The sequence below is a fragment of the Bacteroides sp. 3_1_23 genome (assembly GCF_000162555.1).
Classification (GTDB): domain Bacteria; phylum Bacteroidota; class Bacteroidia; order Bacteroidales; family Bacteroidaceae; genus Bacteroides; species Bacteroides ovatus.
Genome location: NZ_GG774952.1, coordinates 390,272 through 415,122, shown reverse-complemented (window position 1 = coordinate 415,122; position 24,851 = coordinate 390,272). Strand labels below are relative to the sequence as shown.

The 24,851-nt window shown below is 39.5% G+C and carries 14 protein-coding genes; 1 reads left to right on the top strand and 13 read right to left on the bottom strand.

The window, feature by feature from the left end; all coding sequences use genetic code 11:
* Positions 1-18 precede the first annotated feature (18 nt).
* From HMPREF9010_RS09910 to HMPREF9010_RS09935, 6 genes are all read right to left on the bottom strand, one after another.
* Positions 19-1,416: an Ig-like domain-containing protein gene (locus tag HMPREF9010_RS09910; protein ID WP_008649651.1), complete on the bottom strand. Its 1,398-nt coding sequence runs from the start codon at positions 1,414-1,416 to the stop codon at positions 19-21.
* A gap of 27 nt (positions 1,417-1,443) precedes the next feature.
* Positions 1,444-3,180, bottom strand: coding sequence for a RagB/SusD family nutrient uptake outer membrane protein (locus HMPREF9010_RS09915; protein WP_004324609.1), 1,737 nt, complete (start codon positions 3,178-3,180; stop codon positions 1,444-1,446).
* 12 nt (positions 3,181-3,192) lie between these two features.
* Entirely contained in the window at positions 3,193-6,429 is a 3,237-nt protein-coding gene (locus tag HMPREF9010_RS09920; protein WP_004299801.1) for a SusC/RagA family TonB-linked outer membrane protein, read from the bottom strand.
* A 134-nt stretch (positions 6,430-6,563) separates the two neighbouring features.
* Positions 6,564-7,079: a sigma-70 family RNA polymerase sigma factor gene (locus HMPREF9010_RS09925; protein ID WP_369746308.1), complete on the bottom strand. Its 516-nt coding sequence runs from the start codon at positions 7,077-7,079 to the stop codon at positions 6,564-6,566.
* Between the two features lies 1 nt (position 7,080).
* Positions 7,081-8,394: a hypothetical protein gene (locus HMPREF9010_RS09930; protein WP_229065791.1), complete on the bottom strand. Its 1,314-nt coding sequence runs from the start codon at positions 8,392-8,394 to the stop codon at positions 7,081-7,083.
* A gap of 163 nt (positions 8,395-8,557) precedes the next feature.
* On the bottom strand, positions 8,558-12,619 hold the full coding sequence (locus HMPREF9010_RS09935; RefSeq protein WP_008649642.1) for a two-component regulator propeller domain-containing protein: 4,062 nt from the start codon (positions 12,617-12,619) through the stop codon (positions 8,558-8,560).
* A gap of 154 nt (positions 12,620-12,773) precedes the next feature.
* Between HMPREF9010_RS09935 and HMPREF9010_RS09940 the strand changes: the two genes are divergently transcribed.
* Positions 12,774-15,041: a heparinase II/III-family protein gene (locus tag HMPREF9010_RS09940; RefSeq protein WP_008649641.1), complete on the top strand. Its 2,268-nt coding sequence runs from the start codon at positions 12,774-12,776 to the stop codon at positions 15,039-15,041.
* Between the two features lie 175 nt (positions 15,042-15,216).
* On the opposite strand, the gene HMPREF9010_RS25505 is transcribed toward HMPREF9010_RS09940, so the two are convergent.
* The 7 genes from HMPREF9010_RS25505 to HMPREF9010_RS09970 all read right to left on the bottom strand — a co-directional run bounded on the left by HMPREF9010_RS25505 (position 15,217) and on the right by HMPREF9010_RS09970 (position 24,621).
* Positions 15,217-15,387, bottom strand: a complete 171-nt coding sequence (locus HMPREF9010_RS25505) for a fibronectin type III-like domain-contianing protein (protein ID WP_004299796.1) — start codon at positions 15,385-15,387, stop codon at positions 15,217-15,219.
* A 164-nt stretch (positions 15,388-15,551) separates the two neighbouring features.
* Positions 15,552-16,694: a DUF1735 and LamG domain-containing protein gene (locus tag HMPREF9010_RS09945; RefSeq protein WP_004310490.1), complete on the bottom strand. Its 1,143-nt coding sequence runs from the start codon at positions 16,692-16,694 to the stop codon at positions 15,552-15,554.
* Between the two features lie 32 nt (positions 16,695-16,726).
* A complete protein-coding gene (locus HMPREF9010_RS09950; RefSeq protein ID WP_004305021.1) occupies positions 16,727-17,848 on the bottom strand; it encodes a glycoside hydrolase family 18 in 1,122 nt (373 codons plus the stop codon).
* A 33-nt stretch (positions 17,849-17,881) separates the two neighbouring features.
* Entirely contained in the window at positions 17,882-19,522 is a 1,641-nt protein-coding gene (locus HMPREF9010_RS09955; protein WP_004305022.1) for a SusD/RagB family nutrient-binding outer membrane lipoprotein, read from the bottom strand.
* Between the two features lie 15 nt (positions 19,523-19,537).
* A complete protein-coding gene (locus tag HMPREF9010_RS09960; protein WP_008649633.1) occupies positions 19,538-22,861 on the bottom strand; it encodes a TonB-dependent receptor in 3,324 nt (1,107 codons plus the stop codon).
* A 161-nt stretch (positions 22,862-23,022) separates the two neighbouring features.
* A complete protein-coding gene (locus HMPREF9010_RS09965; RefSeq protein ID WP_008645190.1) occupies positions 23,023-24,009 on the bottom strand; it encodes a FecR family protein in 987 nt (328 codons plus the stop codon).
* 57 nt (positions 24,010-24,066) lie between these two features.
* On the bottom strand, positions 24,067-24,621 hold the full coding sequence (locus tag HMPREF9010_RS09970) for an RNA polymerase sigma-70 factor (protein WP_008649630.1): 555 nt from the start codon (positions 24,619-24,621) through the stop codon (positions 24,067-24,069).
* Positions 24,622-24,851 lie beyond the last annotated feature (230 nt).

The following is a 24,851-nucleotide window of genomic DNA, read 5'->3' as shown; positions in this document are numbered from 1 at the left end:
GGTGAATATAAGTCCATATTATTTCCCAGCCTCAACCTCTGAAAACGTCATCATTTCTTCTACACTCTTAAATGTACGTATCCAGTCTGCCGAGAATGAAGGAATATCGACTTTTAATATCTTGAACATAAAGGCTCTAATCGGAACGACCCCTTCTGTATTGGTAAACTGTGCTAAGGAAGATGCGTCATAATAAACCAGTTGTGTACCATCTGACAATTTCTCAACTTTCATAGCCGGTGCGATATTTATGGTATTTCCCAAGTTAGCAAGATTAAGAGTATATTGTGCACCCGATGGTATATCTGTGCATTTCATGGCAATCACCGGATAATCTTTAAAATTCATATCCATCTGATTAGCTACCGTACTATAGACTCTTTGCATATACACGCGCTTATTATTATCAGCAGTCACGGTCATAACCAGTTTTCCGTCTTTACGCTCCATAGAGCCAATATTACTATTGATAGCCCATCCCTCAAAGTCTGTTGTGGCATCCCATACATAAAAACCTGAGGCTACAGTCAAGTCGATAGTCGATTTATTGCCAGTCTCTATACAAGTGGCAGTAACAGTGGCTGCTCCGAAGCCCATGGCTTTCACTTTTCCTCCTTCCACAGTCAATACCTTCTCATCGCTTGATGTCCATTCCACAGAACTTACAGTAGCTACTTCCGGTGTTAGTGTAAAGTCTAAATCAAGTTGCTGTTTCCAGTAGAGAACATCCGTATGAGGAACAATCTCAACATTCGTCGCAGGTTCATATTTCATCACTTTCAATGAATATTCTCCTCTTACATTACTGCCATCGTGCGTATATGCATAGATAGTCACATCTCCGGCTTTTATCCCCGTCACTACTCCATTCTTATCTACCGTCGCAATATTTTCATCGCTACTTGCCCAAGTCAAATAAGAATAAGTATGGTCAGCAGGCAATATATCATATTTCAACTGTAATTTATCAGTTTCGTAAACTCCTTCCTCAATGTTTGTAAACTGAATCCCGGTAGTCTTGATTACTTCCGGAATCACTGTTACCTCGATAGTCCGTACAGTGGATGCTGTTCCAAATCCTACCGATGGAGTTACGGTAATCATCGTTTTTCCCAACGATTTAGCAGAAATCGTTCCATCTTGTGATACTGTAGCTACCAATTCGTTAGTAGTCGTCCACTTCAACTCTGTATGATCCGCATTTTCGGGAGTAATATGATAGACAATAGTTGTATCTGTTCCCAACTGTACAGGCAGTTCACTACTCACTTCCAATGAAATAGCTGTAATCAACTTGTTCTCGGGCATGTCAGTAGTAAATTCCTTCTCTCCGCAGGAAGCTATTAACAGACATAAGCCAAGTAATACACCAGCCTCCCAATATCCTTTCTTAAACAATGAATATCTGTTTTTCATGTCACTTACAATTATTTGTTTTTATTATTATTCCCATCCGGGATTCTGTTGCAAATTAGGATTCAACTGCAACTGGTCACTCGGCAACGGGAACAGATAGTTCTTTTCTTCCCATTTACGCCCCTTTTCAATAATGATACAACCTTCAGCATTGGTCTCATAAGGACAATTCGCCCACACTTTTTCATACTCCGTACCTTTCCACTGAATTCCTACAATATCCATCGGCATTTCTGTTTCTGCTGTCTTCCAACGTTTCAGGTCATCTAAGCGGAAGCCTTCATTGAATAGTTCAATGGTACGCTCACGGCGGATTTCTGTCCGCATATCCATACCCGCATTTTGGGTAATCAGTTCATTAGTCAATGGAGTCATAGCCGGATTAACACGGAGACGCACCAAATTCAAGGAAATATTCAGGTCAGTATTCGAGATCTTGTCGTCCCGTTCATACACTGCCTCTGCATAATTCAACAAAACTTCAGCATAACGGATTATAGGAAAATCATAACCTTCTTTTTTATCTTCCACCTTACGCTCTGTTGCCCATTTCTGATTGTGATATCCGGTCCCCGTCTTCGGCACAAAATTAGATATATATGGGTTCTTATCCTTTCCATCCCAAGAAGTACGTGGTTTCTGATTGTTCCAAAAGTTATCGTGAGGACGCATCATTGTATAACGCATACGATTGTCACGATCCTGAAATTCATCATCTATTTTCATATACCCTTTGAATTGAGGGTTTGTTTTTCCTCCATAAGTGATGGGAAGTCCATTTTGACAAAGATACATATTGGCGAATTTACGACTAATCCATATTGCATTATATAATGAACTTTGTGTAATATTCCAGTTGATAGGTGCCAATATTTCATCAAAGCGCCGAGCAAATATATATTCTTTATTAGCACTTTTCTGTAATCCGGCAGGATTAGACTTCGCATCCTCCAAGATGAACATATATTTCTGTGCACTGTCACCCAATGCTTCCGGTTTGAACAAACTGAATGTTTTGCTATCGATCACGTCTTTGGCAGCTTTCGCCGCAATATCCAGCAGTTCTTTTCCACGTTCTACGTTACCACGACTTTTTTGCCAGGTACCTTCGTACAACGCCACTCGTGACAAGAATGCCTGACATCCTTCCCGACTTATGCGCCCATACTCTTGTATTTCGGAGAACTTCGGTAACAGAGGAACGGCTTCTTTCAAATCTTTAATGATGAAATCAGCCACTTCACTACGATCATTCTGCTTGACATACATTCGCGCATCAGTTACCTCCATAGGTTCCTTCACCAAAATAGCATTGCCATATAGTTGCAATAAATCGAAATAAGAATAAGCACGAAAGAATTTTGCTTCACCCACATACTGGGCTATGTCACTCGGAGTGGCATATGACTCTGCATTTTTCAATAACAGATTCGTACGGCGGATGTGCGAGTAATTGCTGGTATAGTTAGCATCCGCAGGCTGTACAGCATTGCTTCCATTGCTAAATAAATTACGTTCATCTTTATTGGTAAACAGATCTGAAGTATAATCAGAATGTACCGGTTTTGTCGACTTATATTCCATTGCTCCTGAAAAGTGACGTGTCCAGCCATAGAATTGATTGGCAAATAGCATATAGTCATCCGGTGTGTTCCAGTAGTTCGTTTCCGCCAACTGTTCTTGCGGCTCGAGATCAAGGCAAGAGTGTGTGGACAGTCCCAAGGTTAAAACGACAAACAGATTTTTTATTTTATTTAATCTCATACTATTTAATATTTAAAAGGTCAAGTTTAATCCTACCGTCAGGTTTCTCGTAAAAGGATAGCGGCCAAATGTCTCTACTTTGCGCGACGCTTCCGGATCCCATCCATCCTTGATTTTACTATTCTCCCACAAATCAGCTCCCGATACATAAATACGGGCATAGCTTATGAATTTAGTCTTCGAAAGCACATTTGCCGGAAACGTGTAGCCTAACGTAACATTCTTCAGACGAAGATAAGCACCATCTTCCACTGACCAGGAAGAACAAATATAGTTATACAGATTGATCTGTGTCTGATGTGTGTAAGTGGGATAATGGGCGTTCGGCGTTTCTGCCGACCATACATTACCAACCGACTGATTCGTTGAATTATTATACCAAGACATCATCGGTATCCGCCAATTGTCATTCTTTCCCTTTTGATTATTTTCGCCACCACGCCATACTGTGCGTTTACCGGCTCCTTGGAAAATAACCGAGACATCGAAGCCTTTCCACGATAATCCGGCATTAAAAGAGAAAGACACCTTCGGATCGTCAGTTCCCAAATATACATAGTCAGCTTCTGTCAATTTACCATCTTTATTGACATCTTCATACATATTATCTCCCAAACGCAAGTTACCAGGCATAGCAATATTGTTATTGCCATTGGCATATTGATTAATATATTTATCCAACTGATCTTGCGTTTGTATCTTACCGCAATATTTCAAACCGAACACGGAATTCAACGGATAGCCTTCACGATTTGAAACTACACCGGATTTAATCACAGCGTCACCCCCATTATCTACCAATTTGTTAGTGGTATAGGTGAAAGTCCCCCCCAGATGATAGGAAATTTCTCCTATTTTATCCGACCAGTTAATCGTGCCTTCCCAACCGTTTGCCTTAAAACTACCTCTATTAGCGGTAGGAGCTTTATCCCCCAATGTTCCAGGATAGGTGACATCAATCAACATATTGTTACACTTCTTCCAAAAAAGTTCGGCAGTACCTGTCAGTCGATTATCCAGGAAACCGAAATCCAAACCGATATTGTAGTTCTTGATGACTTCCCATGTACGGTCTGTACTCAACAGCTTACCGTTTGTATCCACATAGGAAAGTAAACCACTCCCCACTAATGCACCTCCATTCTGTTTGAAATCGTATAGCTGCACACCATCGTATCGATCAATACCTCCCTGATTACCCACTGTACCATAAGAAAGACGTAGTTTCAAATCATCGAAAACACCCAGCCCTTTCACAAACTCTTCTTCACTGATACGCCATCCTCCGGATACACCTCCAAAGAAAGCCCAACGATTCTCCGGCTGAAATTTAGAAGAACCGTCATAACGGAAATTTCCTTCAAGCAAGTATTTGGATTTATAGTTATAGTTCAAACGTGCAAAATAAGAAAGCAATGCTTCCTGATATCTGGAAGGTCCTTCATTCTTTGTGTTGCGTAATGTTATCTCTCCTATTCCGTTGATAATATTCAGTGAAGGTAAAATATTCAAAGCCTTAGTTGCAGTATAATCATATTCTTTCATGCTATATTGCGTACCAAGCATCATTCCGAGGTTATGACTACCGAATGTCCGCTTCCAGTTCAAATAGAAATTTAACGTATACAGATTGGTTCGTGCAGTTGTTTTAATATAATAAGTATCCTCTTGCCTGGGTTCCACACGCGTTTCCCGTTTTGTACCAGTGTAGTCATAATAATCTACTGTTTGGTTTTTCACGTCCCGAATGGCAGTAGAGGTGTTATACCCCAAAGTGGCTACTGCATCAAAATGCTCGTCAAAACGATATTTAAATGTCTCACTGATATTGATACCGGAAGTGTTGAGTTTGTTGTCTCCTCCCAATTCACAACGCCAGTTGGGCGTAGCCCAGTTACCCCACGCATAAGGTTTCCCATCCATCGTGGAAGAAGGAAAACCCGGTTGTTGCGTTCCGGCTGTCAAAGCTTCTCCAATTTGCGTCGGTGACACTTGATCCTGACGATAATAGAAAATGATAGACTCAAGATCAAAGTTCTTTGTAAGATGGAATGTATTACTCAAACGAAAATTATAACGTTGATTCTTATTGTTACCCCATTTCAAATTACTATCATCATACATATATCGTCCGGAAAGACGGAAGACAGACCTTTCGTTACCACCCGATACGCTCAGTTCATGTGAAGTGGAAGCTGCTGTCCCCCACATGATATCTTGCCAATCGGTATCAAAAAAGACGAAGTCGTATAAACCTTGGAAAGAATCCGGGAAAGGATTACCCGACTGCTCCACATTAATATAATGTCCCTTATTCTGACGAGCCAAAGCTACGTATTGCAGCCATTGATCGTCTGCCAGCTTTTTGTTATCATTCAAACGAGCTTGTTCCATAGCATCACACCACTCATCCAATGTCATCAGTGTAGGCTGCAACCCTACGAATTTAGCAGTTACCGAACCACTATATTCCACCTTTACCTTACCTTCTTTGGCCTTTTTAGTCTGTACCAGAACAACACCTCCGGCAGCTTTACTACCATAGATAGCTGCAGAAGCGTCTTTAAGGAAATTGATGGACTCTATATCACCCGGATTTAATTGGGAAAAATCGTCAGACTCCACACCATCAATAATCACCAACGGAGCTGAATTATTCTTCGAGAATGAACCGCGTAATTTCATATTCCAGCTCTCATCTCCCGGAGCAGCCGAGTTACGGGTTATAATGACTCCCGGCACTTGTCCTTGCAAAGCCTGTGCAGGATTAGAGAGAGCTCCCTTATCCTTTAACATCTTGTCACTAACTACGGTCACCGCACCTGTTAGTGTTTCTTTCTTCTGTGCGCCATATCCTACAACTACCACTTCTTCGAGCACTTCAGTACTCTCCTTCATTGTCACATTTAGTACCGCTTTTACACCTGCATCAATTATTTGGTCTTCGTAACCGATATAACTAAATTTCAATTTAGCACCCGCAGGAACATCTAGCGAATAGTTACCATCAATGTCGGTAATCGTACCACCCGTTTGTCCGACTACACTCACATTGACGCCGATAAGCGGCTCACCTAACACGTCAATCACTTTTCCTTTAATTTTCTTCAGGGTTTGTGCTACCGACTGCTGTTCACCGACAGCCGCTTGTATCCCAGCAACGGGATACACCACACACACCAAACAAGCAAAGATTGTTATCTTCTTCACCTGCTTTACCATACATAGCATTTTCTTTCGGAGTTTCATGAAATTAAATCTGAGGTTTTTACATTATTATTTTTATTCTCAAGACTCGGCAAGATGTGCAGACATCCCGTCATTTTACTTTTTCTGCTCTTTTTCTTCATTGGCTTCACTTCTATTTATTGATTCAGTTCATATTAAATGCAATTCTTCATATATCGGCGCATGTCACGACGTCCTAAAAATAAATGATAATCTACCGTACGCTGACTAAGATTCAACATATTGGCTATCTCTTCCGTATCTTTTTCTTCATAACGGCTCAACGCATACACCGTACGCCGTTGTACAGGAAAGGCAGCAAGTATCCGTTGTTCTGTCTTACACAAGTCATCGGCAATAATCTTCTCTTCTGTTTCATTAGTAAAAGAAGGGATCATATCATAGATATAATTATTCACTTCTTGTTTTTTGTAGTATCTGCGTAAATAATCGGTTACGATGTTACGGGCAATGGTAAACAAGAAATACTTTACAGTATCCGGACGAAGCATTTGTTTATAATCCAATAAACGTACAAATACATCTTGAGCCAAATCTTCTGCCTCACAACGATGAGTGATGCGATAGGTTATGTAATTGAGAATTATCTGGTGATACTCTTTATAAGAGCAAGTTATGATATCATCAAAAGTATTAGCCATCATTGTTATTTTAAAGTTCTCTATAATATTGAATAAAGGCAGCAAGAGGAATTCCCATTGTCGGATAATTAGGATATGGATGGGGATTTCCGGTCTGTATTCCGTCACGATTCCGGTTGTACCCTTTTTCATTATCAATGGTAATGCCTATGTCAACGACATAGTATCCTTCACTTTCCCTACCATCAAATGTATCAATGATATTTTTTCGCAGTTGCCACATGGATGCATTCTGCCGTAACGTAAAATCTCCTCTGATATTGTTGAGCGAACCACAGGTTGTACACGGGATCAGAATTATAAATTTACCATCGGGCACAGCTTTGTAATATGACTCTTTCATCTCGGCAATCTTTTTATTCCATTCCCGATAATCGGCCGTCAAACTGTCGCGATAATCATTGAGCCCCAACATCTGTGCAAAGAACTTAGGTGCATCAAGATTCCACATATCCAGATATTTTCTATAATTGAAAGCCCATTTTCTCTCATCAACCTCAACATTCTTCCACTTCTTTCCTGTATAAACCATGTAGCTTCCACGTGCATTATCATACATTAAATCGTTTTTCTTCGGAGCTGCCAAATAACCTGTCTCCTTATCGAATTTAGTTATGCATTGATCGTATCTCCCACAGTTATAGACTATTTCAGTATCTGTCAGTTCACCATTAATCACCTTATAACAGTTTTTCCAAAACTCACAACTCCCCCAATATCTATATTCACCCACAGGTTGCATATATCCATGATATGATGTCATCTCTCCTTTAGGAATCTCGAAGTATTTCTTCACTGTCCATCCACCCCGCCCTTCATCATATTGTCCTTCTTCATTCTTTATATTCCTTAGTCCGACCAGTTTTATACCGGGAATATAATTCTTCGACAGCAACGCGTCCCTGAAAAAAGCTCCGTTGACAAAACTGTCCCCCAGTATCTGAACAGTAACTTCCTGAGTTCCTATTCCTTTTTTCCCTACGCATATAGAAATTGCTTTTTCTTTTATTATTTCAAACTCATCCGAATTGACCAATTCGATTTTCATATTCGATCCATCCACAGGAGTATCGACAGAAGCTACACGATTCAGTTTTCTCGAATAAACACAGTCACCCGAAAATCTCACAAAGTCATTGTAAGGTCTCCATCTTTTAATTAGTGCTTCGACAAAAACATCATTCCTTATATCCGAAAGCATATACAGTTTGCCCGGAATACAAATGTCATTTTTAAAGTTACTTTTCTGTCCCCAAAGCGGATGAAGTGAAAAAAGAAATAGTGGTAATACAATAAATGTTCTTTTAGATAGAATATTCTTCATGGTTCCATCATTTTGCAGTTCATAGTTATTTTTAATCACACTGCAAAAATAGACGAATCCAATCGACACCATTGAGATAATTTGTCCCGATTATTAGGTTAGTTTGTCTCATTATACCCTTTTTAGGGCATTTTCAGTATATAAATGGGAATGGAGAGACTTTTTATTTAGTCTCTCCACTACCATTCGAACGATATTGCGTCGGAGTGAATCCGAACTCTTCTTTAAAGTATTTATTGAAATATTTAATGGAATTGAATCCGACCCTGTCCGAAATCTCCGAAATATTATATGAACTGCCCCGAAGCAACTGGGCAGCTCGTTTCAATCGGACAGAACGAATAAAATCATTCGGTGTCAATCCTGTAATGGACTCAAATTTACGATATAGCTGACTACGACTCATCCCCAAGTCATCACACAAGTTATTAACCGAGAACTCCGGATTTTCCATATTCTCTTCCACCAACCGTAAGGCTTTCTCCACAAATTCTTCATCTAAAGAAGTAATAGTGATATTCTGAGGAGAGATTTCTATTTCTTTATGAAATATTTCCTTACGCTTTTCCTGCTGTTCTAAAAGCATATTAATACGCGTCAGTAATATGTCATAATTGAAAGGTTTCGATATATAAGAATCAGCACCAGCTTTATAACTTTCTATCCGAGCTTCGTCTGAAATACGTGCCGTGAGCAAGATAATCGGGATATGTGAGGTCTGAATATTGTTTTTAATCCGGACACACATTTCCAGACCATCCACTTTCGGCATCATCATATCGGATATTATCAGGTCCGGCGACTTATGTATGGCAACTTCTTCGCCTTCGGCTCCGTCTCCAGCCTCCAGAATATTAAATTGACCTATCAATTGTTCCACCAAAAAACGACGGAATTCTACATTGTCTTCCACTATCAAAATAGTTTTCCTGTCCGAATATACCACCTTTTCTTCCACATCGGGAGACATAGCCGGAACTTTGGATTCACTGTCGTCTCCTTTCAAGTCGGATGGAATATATATCAAAAATGTTGTTCCTACTCCTATTTTGCTATGCACTTCTATCTTTCCGTTATGCAAAGAGACATATTCTTTGACCATATGCAAACCAATACCGGAACCTGTCACACCAGGAATTGGCTCCGACTGATAAAAGCGGTCAAATATCACATTCAAGTCTTTTTCACTGATTCCACATCCTGTATCGGATATTTCGATTCTTACGAATATCTTTTCATCTTTTTTCTCCGTCGCTACAATCGTTGAGATAAGCCCTCCATCAGGAGTGAATTTAAATGCATTGGAATAAATATTATTCAGAATCCGTTGCATTTTCGTATCATCAAACCAGATATTCATGCCAGGACATTCACTCTCTATCGAAAACTTTATAGATCGATTTGTCGCCAGTTCTTTAAACCCTGAACCAATGTACCGCACAAACTCTACGATGTCAGCCTGATGTAATTTCAGACTTTCACCTCCCATCTCCAGTTTCCGAAAATCAAGCAGTTGATTAATCAACTCCAACAAATTACCGGCATGGTTATAGATTGACTTCAATTTGTCCTTCATTGGATTCTCCGCTTGTTGAATAAGGATACCTAAAGGCGTCATTATCAAAGTAAGCGGAGTACGGAATTCGTGACTGATATTGGTGAAAAAGCGGAACTTCATCTGATTAAGCTCTTCTTTCTGCTGTTCACGTTTCAATGCCTCTTGTTCGAACTGCTTTTTAAGTTTTTTCTTCCTATAAGCTTTTAAAAACAAATAGATGACTCCACCTGCAATCAATATGTAAAATATGTAAGCAGGAACAGTTGCCCAAAAAGGCGGAGAAACGACAATAGTCATTTCTGCGGCCTGTTCTCCCCAACTTCTGTCATTATTGGCTGTGTATACCACTAATTTATATTTCCCCGGATGTAAACCGGTATAGGTAGCCACTCCCAGACCATTGGTCTTTATTTCATTCCAGTCCGGATCAAAATTCTCGAGTTTATACCTATAGTAGGTTTGCAAAGTATTCACATAGTTAAGCCCGGCAAATTCGAAAGTAACAAAGTTCTCATTATACTTCAAATGAATCTCACGAGTATTATTTATCGGATATTCAAGAATAACACGCCCTTTATATTCTGTGTGTTCCTTAACAGGAGAATTGAACAGACGGAATGCAGTGAATATAGGTTTATTGTGGACATGATTATAATAAATCTTTTGAGGTTGAAACGAATTAATGCCATGATGACCGCCAAAATACAGTTCTCCATCACGGGTTTTTAACGATGAATTCTCATAGAACTTTCCTCCCTGCAATCCGTCTTCTGAACTGAAGTTGACTATGAGAAAATCATATCCTTCAGAAGTCTCTTTTAATTCAATTCGTGAGATACCACTTACCGTTGATACCCAATAAATACCGCTATCATCCTCAATGATTGACGATATAGAATTGTTAGCCAATCCGGTCTCTGTAGTTATCGTATGAGCTTTCTTCTTTTGTTCGTCCCATACACGAATTCCAATATCCGTCCCAAACCATTCTAGCGAATGGCTATCTTTGTACACACAATTATAGCTTACCTGAGGCCCCATAAATTTAGGATTATCCGGATCGTCTATTTCAGGAACAAAGATTTTATCTTTATGAGTATCATAGTAGTAAATACCATTTTCCCCAAACACCGCAAAAGTAGAATTGCTGACAGGATAAAAACCATAATCGCGTTTATGAAAGCTAATCTTCGGATGTTTATCCCGCAACAATCGTATTTTTCCCGTTGAGGTGTCTAGCTCACCTACTCCTTCATTACTGACACTGACCCAGTAACGCCCATCCGGATCTTCATAAACTGCTCGGGAGATATTCTGCTCCGGGAATAACTCTGTATTAACTAATTGTTTATTGTAATATCTCACATTTTTTCCATCTATGCAGCAAAATCCATTCAAATACGTTCCAACCCACAATCTCTTTTTACTGTCTCTATAAAGAGTCAGACAAAGATCACCGGACAGAATATCTTTGAATGCCCTGCTGACTTCTCCCGTAGAAGGAGAGTAACGCATCAATCCGTATGCAGTAGTACCAATGAGTATCGTTCCGTCTTCGTCTTCCAACAAACAACGCACCGATTCGTTGGTAATCATTGTTTTATTCTGAACAGTCTGAATTAGCTTGAACTTATACATACTCGGATTATAGTAACAGATCCCTTGCCACAAAGTGCCTACCCAAATTCCGCCATTATTATCGGCAAAGATGCACTGTATGTCATTACTTAACACACTGCCGTCACCTAATTTCAATCCGGGCATTGTTTCAATTCTATGTGTAGAGTTTTCAATTTTCCGCAATCCAGACCACGAAGAACCGACCCATGCGTTTCCTTGCTTGTCCAAATCCATACAGGTAAAGAAGTTGGACATACCTTTAATGGTGCTTATCTCTTGCCAACCTTTATCAGTTTTATCACGATAGCAAACAGCCTGATTATACATCAGCCATAGATTCCCATCGGAGGTAGATTGTATTTTTAACCGGTCTGTAGCTTCAGAGATACGTCCTACAAAAAAAGTATCCTGACCGGTGTAATCTCGCAAGGTTTTGTCCCAACGACGAATCAGCCCGCTCGAATATACGATATAATAAGTATTCTTATATTGAGCTAACTCGTACGGAATACCGTGCCGATATGTAAAGTCACTGTTCCCCTTTTCGATTATCTGTAATTCTCCTGCGGATATATCAAAAAAATAGAATGTATTATCTTCGGTAAGAAACCAATAGTTCTTGCTCTCATCAATAAACAAATTCTTCAATTTTCCACTTACTCCCATCCGGCGTAATTCGGAATCAATATCATAAATAAACTGATTGGTATTCAAATCGAATAATAACAAATATCCCGGAGATTTCATCCATATCCGTCCGTAAGCATCGTGATAATCTTTAAATATTTGATTCCGGTTGAAATCCCATTTATAGATTTTCCGCCTATCGTGATAAAAATGTTCGAATGTAGCACCATTGTAGATGTTTAAAATAGAAGCTGTTCGAATGACCATACGACCATCCGGTGCCATTGTAAAATATCGTATTTGATTATCCGACATCCCATCAACCACATCCCAATGCCGAAACATATATTGTGAGTATACCTTAAAAATGCTTAGCAGGAGAACGAGTGTGATAATGCTTGTACGCTTTGTATTTTTCATAAGCCAGCCTAATTTGCCAGACAAAAATAGAGATTAAACATCAATACAACAAGGGTATACATTATAATTTTCGAAAAAACACAAATGATTAAGCGAGATAGACGTTTCATTCGTATTTCATTTAAATAAGGAACCAATTTATGCAAAATGTAATATGAAACGAATTCTTTTATGTCTTTCAGCAGCTTTATATTTACTTTTTATCCATGCAGAAAAAATAAAGCATCCAGCCTTACTTTATACCCCTCAACGAATTGAGCAGGCAAAAATAAGTGTCAGACAGGATACACGAATGTCTGAAGCTTGGAATTCAATCAGGAAAACTGCCGATAACCTATTGCAGAAAACTCAATTGAATAAGATAGACTATTTAGCACTCTCATTTCTAATGACGGATGAAAAGAAGTATGCTGATAAAATAAAAGAGATTTTGCTGGATGTCACTGAGGACGAAACTTGGGGCAATCAAGAAATGATGGCTCGTACCCCAGCCTGGAACGCCGACCTTGAGATTGCACATAAAGCTTTTTATGCAGCAATAGCTTATGACGCCATCTATCAAGAACTTTCTCAATCTGAAAGAAGAAAAATAGCTCACGGATTAAAACGTCTGGCAATGGACCCGCTATTAGGTGACTGGATCTTGGAGCCAACACGTATTCATTCACTAAACTCAATGGGGCACAACTGGTGGACTTCTTGTACGTGTATGGGTGGTCTACTTGCACTAAGCTTACAGAATGAATTGGAAGAAGCAAGAGATGCTGTAAAGATTATCAACGAAGTCCTTCCCGAATGGTTTGAGTTTGCAGGAGATGTGCTTCATCAAAAGCCAAAGACCTTTGATGAGGCCGGTGGAATGTATGAATGTCTGAACTATGCAAACTACGGGATTCAAGAGGCTTTATTATTCCGCTTAGCTTGGATGAATACTCACAAGGAAGATAAAGCAATAGAGATACCCCAACTGGAGAAGTTATCAGATTTTTTTGTACATATCTGTTATCCACGTACAGGTATGCTTTATAATATAAACTTCGGGGACAGTCATAAAAACACGGCTGCCGAAAGTAGTCTGATGTTATTATATGCAATGGGGATTCAAAATGATGATATGCTTTGGTATATGAATCAGATAGAGCAAGGGCAACACCGTGATGGATATTTTATCGACCGCCCGATAGGATTTCTCTATACTCCCGATTTGAGTAAAGCACCCAAGGTTCCTAAACTAAAGAAATCACAATTATTCAAAGACTTCGGTTGGGCAACCATGCGCAACTCTTGGGAGAAAGATGCCACAATGTTAGCCGTCAAGTCCGGATATACCTGGAATCATTCTCATGCCGATGCCAATTCATTCATAGTCTTTCATAAAGGAGAGGATATTATCAAAGATGGAGGACGATGTTGGTATGCGAATCCCGAATACCGCAACTACTTCTTTCAAAGCGAGGCACATAATGTCGTATTATTCAATGGCAAAGGGCAAAGACGAGAACAGCAATATTATGGTTCTACCTTAAGAGGATATCTGCATTATCTGTTGGATGCCGGAAATATAAAATATGTGTTGGCAAATGGTACAGGTCCTTATTCGGACCAGTTTAGCCGCAACTTCCGTCACTTTTTGTGGCTAGACAACGTCATCTATATCATTGATGATTTAAAAACCTATGAAACCGGTCATTTTGAATGGTTGTGGCATCCGGGAGGAATAACTGAGAAAAAAGGGACAGATCTAAACATTACAAATGGAAATTCTTCAGTAATAGTCCGTCCATTATATCCTCGCACGTTGGCACGATCTAATTTTGTGCATGATTATCCGGACGATTTGTATTGGGAAGTAATAGAAGTACCGACTGAAGATTTGAAAAGTAAAGATAGTTATTATTCTTTTCACTTGCCTGACGAAGTCAATAGAATGAAAGGTGTGACTGCTATTATTTTAAAAGAGACTCCCGATGAAAAAGAGCTTCCTGAGATTGAGAAACGTGAAGGTAAAAACTGGATTGGTTTACGCATCCGCAATAAGGGTAAGATTACAGATATTTATATTAATCAGTTAGCAGACGGACGATTAATGCATAGCAATTCATGGATTGAAGCCGATGGCTGGTCTACAGATGCTTATATGTTTATAGTTACATATCCGGAAAAGAGCGCTCCGGCAGATGCTAAAGAGTATTTTATTGGTTATGGCAGTTCATTAAAAAGAGGAACTACCTCTTATTTCTCCTCGCTGGCAAAACTATTTATTATTCAGAAAGAAGAAAATAGACGCATGCAGCTATGGATTGATGGCTCCACCAAAGTCAAAGCCTATATCAGAAGTTTACAATGCCCGGTATCTGTGTCTGTTAATGGGGAAAGTATTCCCATAGTCTATGATCATTCAAATCTAAAAATCGAATTATAAAGCGCGAACCAAGTGGAGTGAAATGATAGCATCGAGACTATATTTCATTATCAGCCTATTATCAGAGGTTATTATCAAGAGAGCATTGATATTCATTTATTTGAATGTTATACTAACTGTTTGACAATAAAAATAGGTGCAAGCTACAAATACATTCAGTCAAAGATGGCATCTCCTATTTTATAGCTACTTTCGTCTGTAATCTTATGTCATCGGAAGCAGCACCAATCATTATCTGAAAAGTTCCCGGCTCCACAATCCTCTTTAAATTCCGATCGACAAGCGAGAAATCCTCTTCGGACAAAATAAACTTCACTTCCCGTTCTTCACCACGCTTCAAAAACATTTAGATGGAAAAGATATAAACAGGATAAATAGTAACTTCTTCATAAAACAAACATAAATAAAAGAAACCTGCTTACCAAAAGAATATTATCTTTTCAGTAAGCAGGCTTTCACTCATATTCAAAAATGCAAAGAGCAAAAACTCTCACAAATTTGTGTGTTCCATTAATTGATAGCTATCGGAGCATCCAACGTCTTAATAGTAATTCCATTTGTAGTACCGTTTATACGCCCTGTGGCATCTTTGATAACTCCACCTTCCTGAGTCTCTGATCCGTCTAGTTTATAATAAAGTGCCAAGCCTTCTGAAGCAGGGTCAACACCCAGCATATTCTGCTTAAGTTGATTTTCCGTACGGGCTACACTCCAAACACGGACTTCACTCATTTTACCATGGAATGGACGTTCACCCCATTTAAAACCATAGATTCTACCAATATAAAAACCCATGTCCGAATTCGGATCAAAACCGTCAATACCCCAATCTGAACCAGCCCATTTCTCACCATTTACATAAATACCTGTTTTTCCTGTCGGTTGATCATAAGTCAACGCTACATGATACCAACGATTTGTTAACAACGGTTTCGTTACACGGTAGTTCTGTCTTCCGGCCACTTCCAAATAATCTTTAGGAGTAATTCCTCCTCCTGCATCACCGATACGGAGAATCATCACACCTTCGGTTCCCATAATCGTATTATTATCGAGGAAATAATCCACATTAATCAATGCTTCGTAAGTGAATGACGAGAAGAAAGTACCGACAGGGAACTTCACAGAAATATAGTGATTACTGAAATTACCAGCTTTGGTAATTTTCAACGGTTTGGAGAAAAAGAAATATGCAATGTTTGTTCCGGAAAGAGTCGACACCGAAGACGAATGCACCCGCATAGGCAAAACATATGAGTTCCCGGCTTTCAAGGCTTCTAACCCGGAAAGTTCGACTTCTACATTATCCGCATACAATTTTCCACTCGAAATAGAAGATGTCGTACTGCTTAGCTTTACCTGCGAAACATCAAGCATCTCATAATTTGTGCCATACTTTGCATTGTATTCGTCTACTACACTTGGTTCGGCTACACTATATGATACGTCTACCTGAGAGGAAGTTGCTGACGAGAGTCTTGAAACCAGATCAAATGTCATTACATCCATTTCATCTTCCACCGAGAAATTATATTCCTTGCTTTCGAAATAAACCTTAGGCTCCAGCAGGTCATTCATGCTGTCGTTGCAAGCGCCCAACAATAACGCCATACTACCTACCATCAAATAATAGAATATATGTTTATTCATCATCTTTTTACTGTTTTAGAATTTTATAAGTCCACTTATTTCTGCGGTTTATTTTCCGCTTCGTTTTGTTTCGCTTTCCATTCATTGAAAACCCGCTGATTGATTTGAATAGCCTGACGCATCCATTTATAATTTGGCGTATTGTCATAATCATTATCGAAGCGATAAGCTCCTACTCCACCTTTATAACCTTCTTGCGGCATAGCAGCAGCCTGCTTCAGCAATTGACCTCCATTAGTGGCATACTTTTCAAAGTTCTCTGTGCAGATTATTTTTTTAGGATCAACGCCATAACCATCAAAACCGGGATTGGAACTACCATAACTTTGTATAATCCAATAATCGACATACTCATCCAATTCATGGGTAAGCCCATAAATATTTCCATCAATACAGATCATTTTATGTCCTTTACCTTCCGGATCGCTTTTCGGACCAATGTAATTGTTCATCTCTTTAACCAAATGAATCAAATGCTTATTCTGACTCAATGTGCCATCCATATCAAACACACCACTACCGATTTCCCAGTCTACATCATAACCGTCCCATTCGTTTGCATACAAAGAATCACACAGAGCTTTGGCAAACTTCGCCAGACATGCATAATGGTTTTCACTTTCAAACTGACCTTCAAATCCCCAATATTTCCAACGGGCTTGTTTCTTCGCCGTTTCCAATTGAGCCGCCGACCAGCCTTCTTCCTCCGCTTGTTTTTCCACTTCGAGGTATACCGAATTTGGTGTCGCGCCCTTACCAAGATAAGAAAGCAGACTTACCTGCAACAGTTTCGTTCCTTTCACCTTTTGCACAAACTCTTTATCTGCCTTCTGCTCCGGAGTGATTTCATAACGTCCTGGAGCGCCACTCCACATAGAAACAAAATCCATACTATCGGGCATAGCAGAGAGATATCCTCTTCGATAAGCTCCAGCAGGCGCCCAATTGGAATACCATCCGAAAGCTACGGGACGATTGTAATTCCAAGCAGTCGCCTTATAGGCGCGCAGATTGGCATAATATGCCTCACTCTCCGCATTGTTCATTGTGGCATACCCGCCTATATGGTCTATCTCAATATTCTCCACATCCATGCAAGAAGTTACCATCATGCCTGTCAATGGAATAATATATAACAATTTTCTTAATGATTTCATATTCTTCATCTGTATTAAAATGATACATGTAGGTTATCTCTTACAATCCCACCACAAACGGGTAGAAGACTTATCTTCGCCACCTGCACCGTTATTGAACAACTTCAAGGCTGCTTCATAAATAGCCTTTCCCTCGTTAGTCTGAGAAAAACTGGTGGGATAAATCATACGGCGAATACCGCCCTCAAGAGTTGCGCCTTGCACTGCTCCTTTCAAAGTCTTAATGACATTCAACTTCGGATAACCGGTTCTTCTCCATTCCGTCCACGCTTCCTGTCCGTTAGGAAACAAAGCAATCCACTTCTGAATCATAATTTTTTCCAACTTCTGCTCAGTTGTCCCTTCAAACTTGACAGTAGTCTCACACGGAGCAGAAAGTGTTTGCCCATACTGATAATGGGAAAGAACATATGCCCGAGGTGACAAATTGGAATTCATATAATCGTCTACAGGTTCGGTCACACCATTCTCCTGAAAAGACATATCAATGCCCTGTTTATACCATGAATCCGCACTGCCGAAACCTTCCCACACTAAAGCTGCTTCCGCACGCAAAAAATAAACTTCCGATGCACGCAGCCAATATGTAGGAGTTCCACTTTGAATATTGGGCTTTGAGCAAGATTTATAGATATCATTCTGCGCATTGGCATGCCCTGCCGGCACCGCTTGATATGTTTTTCCGTTGAAAGCCTCAACACCATAAGAGGCATTACCATCCATCGGCAAAAAATAAACGTTCAAACGCGGGTCTTCATATCCCATCAGATAAGAAAAGATAGAAGAACCCATACGAGCTTCATTATAGTTGCCTGCCAGCCATTCAATGTTGTTGCGAAAAGTCATACCTGCTCCTTGACTCATTTGAGCCGCATCATCCTTAGCCGTCATCACGCCGATAGAATGATTTACTGCTTGAGTAGCAAACTTTTTCGCCAGTTCCGCATCAGCGAAGCGGACACGCATAGCCAAACGAAGCATCAGCGAATTGCCGTATTTCACCCATTTGGTAGCATCTCCGGCATATACCGCATCATAAGCGCCCATTACATTCACCCCATTTTCCGCCTTTTCTGTTAATTCTTCAATGGCTGCGGTCAATTCTTCAAACATCGCCGTATACACCTCTTTCTCCGAATCGAACGGAATGTTCATTGTAGCGTCCGCCGCATGAGAATAAGGCATCGGACCGAAACTTTCAAGTGTCTTGTGCCAAGCGGAAATCTTCAGAATTTGAGCCAAAGCAAAGACTTCGGGCGTACCATTTTTCTCGGACGCTATTTTCAATTTCTTCCAAGGATCAAGAGCATTGGTATAAGACTGTGTATAGGTCGCTTTTATCCAATTGTCCAACAAATAATAAGTAGTATTGTTACTACCTGCGTTCCAACCGTTACTGTTGTTCTCGCCAAAAAATCCACTCCAATTATCGGCCGATAGATGATAAGCTATTTGATACTCATTGATAACATCTGTATCATCAGCCTGTGTGCCTACGGGAATCACTGTCCGTTGCATAGCTGTAATCAGCCCTCCGACTTCAAAACCATCCATCGCACCTTCTCCGTCGCTCATCTCAAATTGGTTGGTATTGATTTCTTCAAAATTGCATGAGGCAAATAGCGTCATTGCGCATATCACCGCTAATAGTTTAAAATGATTCATTTTTCTCATAATAAAGAAGGTGTATTATAATTTAAATTTAATACCGAAGCCAAAGCTACGAACACTCGGTTGCATAAAATAATCATTACCTTGTCCGTAAGTACTAGTGGAAGGAGTCAGTTCCGGATCGAACGGAGCTTCGCAATACAACATCCAAGGATTGTTGGCTATAAACGAAACTGTAACATCTTTCAACACGTTACCAAACCACTTATTAGGCATAGTATAGCTAAAGGTAAGTTCTTGCAAACGAATATTGGTGGCACTGTATACATAGTAACCGGAAGTTTCATAATTTCCCGTACCTGTCATCTGATAATAAGACTTCGCATCTACCAGACCTTGTCCCTTCAACAATACGCCTCCCGCTTCACGAGCCTCAGCCGAACGTTTGGATACACCGAAACGATCAAGCAATGCCTCTGTAGAAGAGGTCACCACGCCTCCAAAACGTCCGTTGATCTGGAATCCGAGCCCAAAGCCTTTGTATGTCAACATATTACTCCATCCCATATTGAAATCAGGAGAAGTTTTTCCCAAATAAACGGGTTCCCCCTTTTCCATTCCAAAGGTTCCGTCGCTCTTTACCTCAACATATCCCAAGTGGTCTTTCTTCAAGAAGGTGTTGGCATAAATATCGTGGATACTTCCGCCTTCTTTCAAGATGACACGACCACCATCCTTCAAAACCTCCGGAATATTAATCGGTTCATCCATCAAATCCGTATGATAGTTTTCAACCATCTCCTTAATCTCGTTTATATTACGAGAGAATGTCAATGTTGAAGAGATTCCTAATCCGAACTTAAACTGATCGGAATAGCTTAATGAAGCCTCCCAACCACGATTTTCCACATTACCGGCCTGCAAATAAATCTGCTTGTATCCGGTAAATTCCGGAAGATCACCCAAGAAAGTCTGATTGTATGTATTAGAATGATAGTAGGTTACCTCCGCACTTAATTTATTCCACAACTTCAGACTTAATCCAAATTCGTATGACTTTGTACGTTCTGCCTTGAAATCAGTAAACGGATAGATACCGGTAGGATCTAATGCACCACCCACAATAGGGGTAGTTACCGTACCCGGAGTCAGTCCCGAACGGGATACAGGCGCACCGACTTCCGTATACGAACCGCGAACTTTCAGGTAAGAGATAAATTCGGGCAATTTGACCATCTCGGAAATAATCCCGGACAGACCGATTGAGGGATAGAAGAAAGATTCTTCATCGGTATTCACCAAACGTGAATTCCAGTCATTACGTCCGGTCAGCGTCAAATAAAGCATACTCTTCCAACCAAGTTCCAAATTGGCAAAAACAGCATGATTACGTACACGACTATCACCACCCTTTTCTGAGATACGACCATTAGCCGGATCGATATTAGAAGCCGCAAATTTATTGGGCACTCCCAATAATGTCCCTTTGTATCCTCTCTCCAATGCCCAATAGTTAGAATAGTTCCAACCCGCATTGGCAGAAATACTGAAATCAGCTATATGTTTGTTTACGTTCAACATAAAGTCGGCATATTCCTGACGGTCTTCATAGTTATTGTATCCATACAGTCCTTTCTTTCCTTCCGCAAATTTATCGTCGGATGAAGCGTAAATCTTGCGTTCAAACAATACATGTGTGTCATCCATTCTGAAACGGGCTGTCGCATTCAACCAATCGGTAATATTATAAGTCAACCCTACGTTGAACATATAACGACTCTTTTCATTCGTAGCTACATTGCGATAAGCAGTCCAGTAAGGGTTCTGTGAAGCATATACCGGATCTGCCACCGGCCAATACTGAACCGGAAGTTGGCGACTTTCATCGAAATGTTCGAATGACTTAATTCCATCAAAGTCTTCACCACGAGGGAACAAATAGGCGGCCATCACCGGATTCCAATATTGTCCTTGCGATACCATATTCTTGTCTTTCTGTTTCACATACGACGCACCTAAATCGAGTTGTAATTTATCATTAAGGAAAGTTGCCGTATTACGGATTGTGAAATTCAAACGTTCATATTCATTATTAGGCACAATACCTTTGGAATTGGTAGAAGAAACAGAAGCAAAAGTCTGATTCGATTTCGTACCGGTGGTCAACGTAACCGAATTAATAAAGTTTGTTCCGGTATTAAAGAAATCCTTCTTAGGATCATAACTTGTAGGAGTCAACAGTTTCTCACCCCAGCTTTCATACATATCTTTTTTGTTACCATACGTATTTTGAAACTCAGGAGTCATATAAGCTTTGCTGAACTCTGAAGAAGAAGAGAACTGCACTGAAAGTTTTCCTTCTTTTCCTTTTTTAGTGGTAATCAAAATTACACCGTTAGCGGCACTACTACCATACAACGCAGCAGCCGAAGGACCACTCAAAACAGAAAGACTTTCAATATCTTCGGGATTGAAGTCGGCGATTCCTTCTGTTCCGGCCTTACCTTCACCCATAATACCACTGTCGGTATTTCCCATATTGGTATTGAACAAAGGAATACCGTCCACCACATACAAAGCATTGTTATCACCTTCGATAGATTTTGCACCACGCATTACAACACGTGTCGCACCACCAACTCCACTAGCACTTTTGTTAATACTCACTCCGGCTATCTTACCGTTCAGCGAGTTTACGAAGTTAGCATCTTTTACCGTAGTCAGTGCATCTCCCTTGACTTGTTGTACATTGTAAGACAACGCCTTTTCTGCACGTTTGATACCCAATGCCGTTACAACAACTTCATCGAGCACTTCTGTATCCTGCTTCATTACAACCGGATAGAAATCTTTCTTGGAAACAGGAATTATCTGTGCAGCATATCCGATATAAGATACTTTGAGAATAGATTTCTCTGCCGCCTTGATCGTAAAGTTACCATCGAAATCGGTAATCGTACCTGTAGAACTACCATCCACAGATATATTTACTCCAATCAACGGTTCACCGCTTTCATCAGTAACCTTTCCTTTGATATTTTTAAGGGTTTGTGCAACTACAGGCTTCTTTTCAGCTATTATGATGTAGTTACCTTGAATCTGGAATGAAAAGCCCGTCCCTTTTAAGATGGTATCAAGTGCGGTTTCGAGGGATGCGTTCCGCAAGTTTAACTGGGCTATTACTTTTCCTTTTAATTCGGAATCACTATAATTTATAGACTTTTTAGACTGTTTTTCCACAGTTTTTAAGGCATCAATGACAGTGATGTTCTTTTGCTGGATAGTTATTTTACTATCATTTTGAGCCAAAGCGAAAGTCTGTATAAGAATAAGACTTAAAAAAGTGAGAAAGACCCGCTTATGAGCTATTTTTTCTGCTATTTTTTCGTAGATTTGTAGCATCTTTAGTATTAGTTAATTGGTTATTATTCTAGGATCATTCAGAATAGCGTCAATATTACGCTAATATTAAAAGAGATTGATTTCATATCCGGGAGGAACGGCCATTCCTTCCGGGTATTTTTTTGCATTACGTATTAAATTTAAAAGGTTCTACAATATATTTATTCTTTACTAGTTACATAGCACTTATTTCCCTTGATAACATAGTTTACATTTCCTACAACTTGCGATATAATCTTCATAACTTCCTCCAGATTCGCCTGTTTGGAGAAGCGGAAACTATATGTATTCTTTTTCAAGCTATGAAGGCTATATACAAAAGCATAAGGAAATTTGCGTTCAAGACTTGTAAAAATATCCTCCAGATACATATTACTAAAAACCAATTCCCCACGTTGCCATGCTGTCACATCATCTATCTCAGGCATCCGCAGATTGTGCGCTTTCGTATGTTTGTCATATACCAACTGTTCATTAGGCTTTAAAATAATATTGGACAGCAAGTTATTGAATTCAACTTTCACACTACCTTCCAGCAAAGTAGCCATCAGTTCGCTATTTTCCGGATAAGCATTTACATTAAATTCAGTACCTAAAGCAGTAACTTGATAATCATTGGCCTTTACAATGAAAGGATGCTTCTTATCCGGTTTCACTTTAAAGTTGGCCTCACCAATCAAATATACGCTTCTAGTCTCTCCTGTAAATTTTTCCGGATATAGTAGTATACTCTTCGAATTCAGCATGACATTTGTACCATCCGGTAATGTAAGTTCACGAATTTCCGCTGTCGGTATATAGCATTCAACTAAATCTTTTTCCGGCCGTTCCTTTTCCAACATCAAATAAATAGAAACGGATGAGACTGCTAACAAGAAAATAGCTGCAGCTCTCCATATAAGTAACTGGTAATTTCTACGTGAAGTGATAGACTGCATTCCCAGATTCTGCCGCATTCGTTGTATTGATTGTTGCATGCCATCAGGCACTTTCTGCTCTCCTGCTTGTTTCCAAAGCTCACGAAGAGCCTCACTCTTTTCATCAACATGCTCCTCATCAGCCAACCACTGTTGCACTTTCTTCTGTGTTCCGGCTGAATAGCTATTATGGCCGAATAATTCTACGAGTTGTTGAATATAATTTTTCATGAATCTTTTTCTTTCTTTTTTGGGCTTTATACACTAAATACAACTACTACATACATACTACTTAAAAATATTAGAGAAAAAAATAAAAAAGAGGAGTACCTTCTTTAATTCGATCAATGCCAAATAAACCTGATGCTCTATTGTTCGGATAGAAACATCGAGTTTATCAGCTATTTCTTTATGACTTAATCCCCTGAAACGACTTAGTTCGAATATCAACCGACGACGCTTCGGCATCTTCTCCAGTGTCAACTGAATAATTAAGAGCATCTCCTTATAATACACACTATTCAATATCTCTTCCTTTTCTGTCAATTCATAAAGAAAAGTTTTTTCTATAACCTCCGTCTGATATTCTTGCTCTACCTGTTGATGTTTAAAGATGTTCAGAACTATATTTCTAGTCATTATGAAAATGTAATTATCTAGTTCTTTATCATTATCCAGCCATAACTCCGGCTGCATCCAAAGCTTACAGAAAACATCTTGAGCCACATCTTCTGCATCACTTTCAGATTTAAGCAGCATTTGAGCAAAGTTCTTTACTTTCGGAAAATTCACAGTAAAAAACCTCTGAAACTTTAATTCAATCTGCTTGTCGTTATTTTCCATCTCTCTAGTATTTTTCAGCGTTAACGGTTAAATTAAATGTACCATGTATAAGGTTAAAGAAGCGGTAATATAATAATTCATTATAAACTTATAATCTGAAAGCAAAATAAAAGATTAATAACAGAATAAAAAAATATTATTACTGTTTTTTGATTTTTTTTCAAGTAGCCATTACTACAAAGCTCCCTCAAACAAAACAAATGTATATTACACACCCATAAAAATAAAAA

Bases quoted from the DNA above. Each gene is read 5' to 3' on its own strand.
- HMPREF9010_RS09910 (WP_008649651.1), bottom strand. From the start codon at position 1,416: ATGAAAAACAGATATTCATTGTTTAAGAAAGGATATTGGGAGGCTGGT.
- HMPREF9010_RS09930 (WP_229065791.1), bottom strand. From the start codon at position 8,394: ATGAAGAATATTCTATCTAAAAGAACATTTATTGTATTACCACTATTT.
- HMPREF9010_RS09935 (WP_008649642.1), bottom strand. From the start codon at position 12,619: ATGAAAAATACAAAGCGTACAAGCATTATCACACTCGTTCTCCTGCTA.
- HMPREF9010_RS25505 (WP_004299796.1), bottom strand. From the start codon at position 15,387: ATGTTTTTGAAGCGTGGTGAAGAACGGGAAGTGAAGTTTATTTTGTCC.
- HMPREF9010_RS09960 (WP_008649633.1), bottom strand. From the start codon at position 22,861: ATGCTACAAATCTACGAAAAAATAGCAGAAAAAATAGCTCATAAGCGG.
- HMPREF9010_RS09965 (WP_008645190.1), bottom strand. From the start codon at position 24,009: ATGAAAAATTATATTCAACAACTCGTAGAATTATTCGGCCATAATAGC.
- HMPREF9010_RS09955 (WP_004305022.1), bottom strand. From the start codon at position 19,522: ATGAGAAAAATGAATCATTTTAAACTATTAGCGGTGATATGCGCAATG.
- HMPREF9010_RS09940 (WP_008649641.1), top strand. From the start codon at position 12,774: ATGAAACGAATTCTTTTATGTCTTTCAGCAGCTTTATATTTACTTTTT.
- HMPREF9010_RS09945 (WP_004310490.1), bottom strand. From the start codon at position 16,694: ATGATGAATAAACATATATTCTATTATTTGATGGTAGGTAGTATGGCG.
- HMPREF9010_RS09915 (WP_004324609.1), bottom strand. From the start codon at position 3,180: ATGAGATTAAATAAAATAAAAAATCTGTTTGTCGTTTTAACCTTGGGA.
- HMPREF9010_RS09950 (WP_004305021.1), bottom strand. From the start codon at position 17,848: ATGAAATCATTAAGAAAATTGTTATATATTATTCCATTGACAGGCATG.
- HMPREF9010_RS09970 (WP_008649630.1), bottom strand. From the start codon at position 24,621: ATGGAAAATAACGACAAGCAGATTGAATTAAAGTTTCAGAGGTTTTTT.
- HMPREF9010_RS09920 (WP_004299801.1), bottom strand. From the start codon at position 6,429: ATGAAACTCCGAAAGAAAATGCTATGTATGGTAAAGCAGGTGAAGAAG.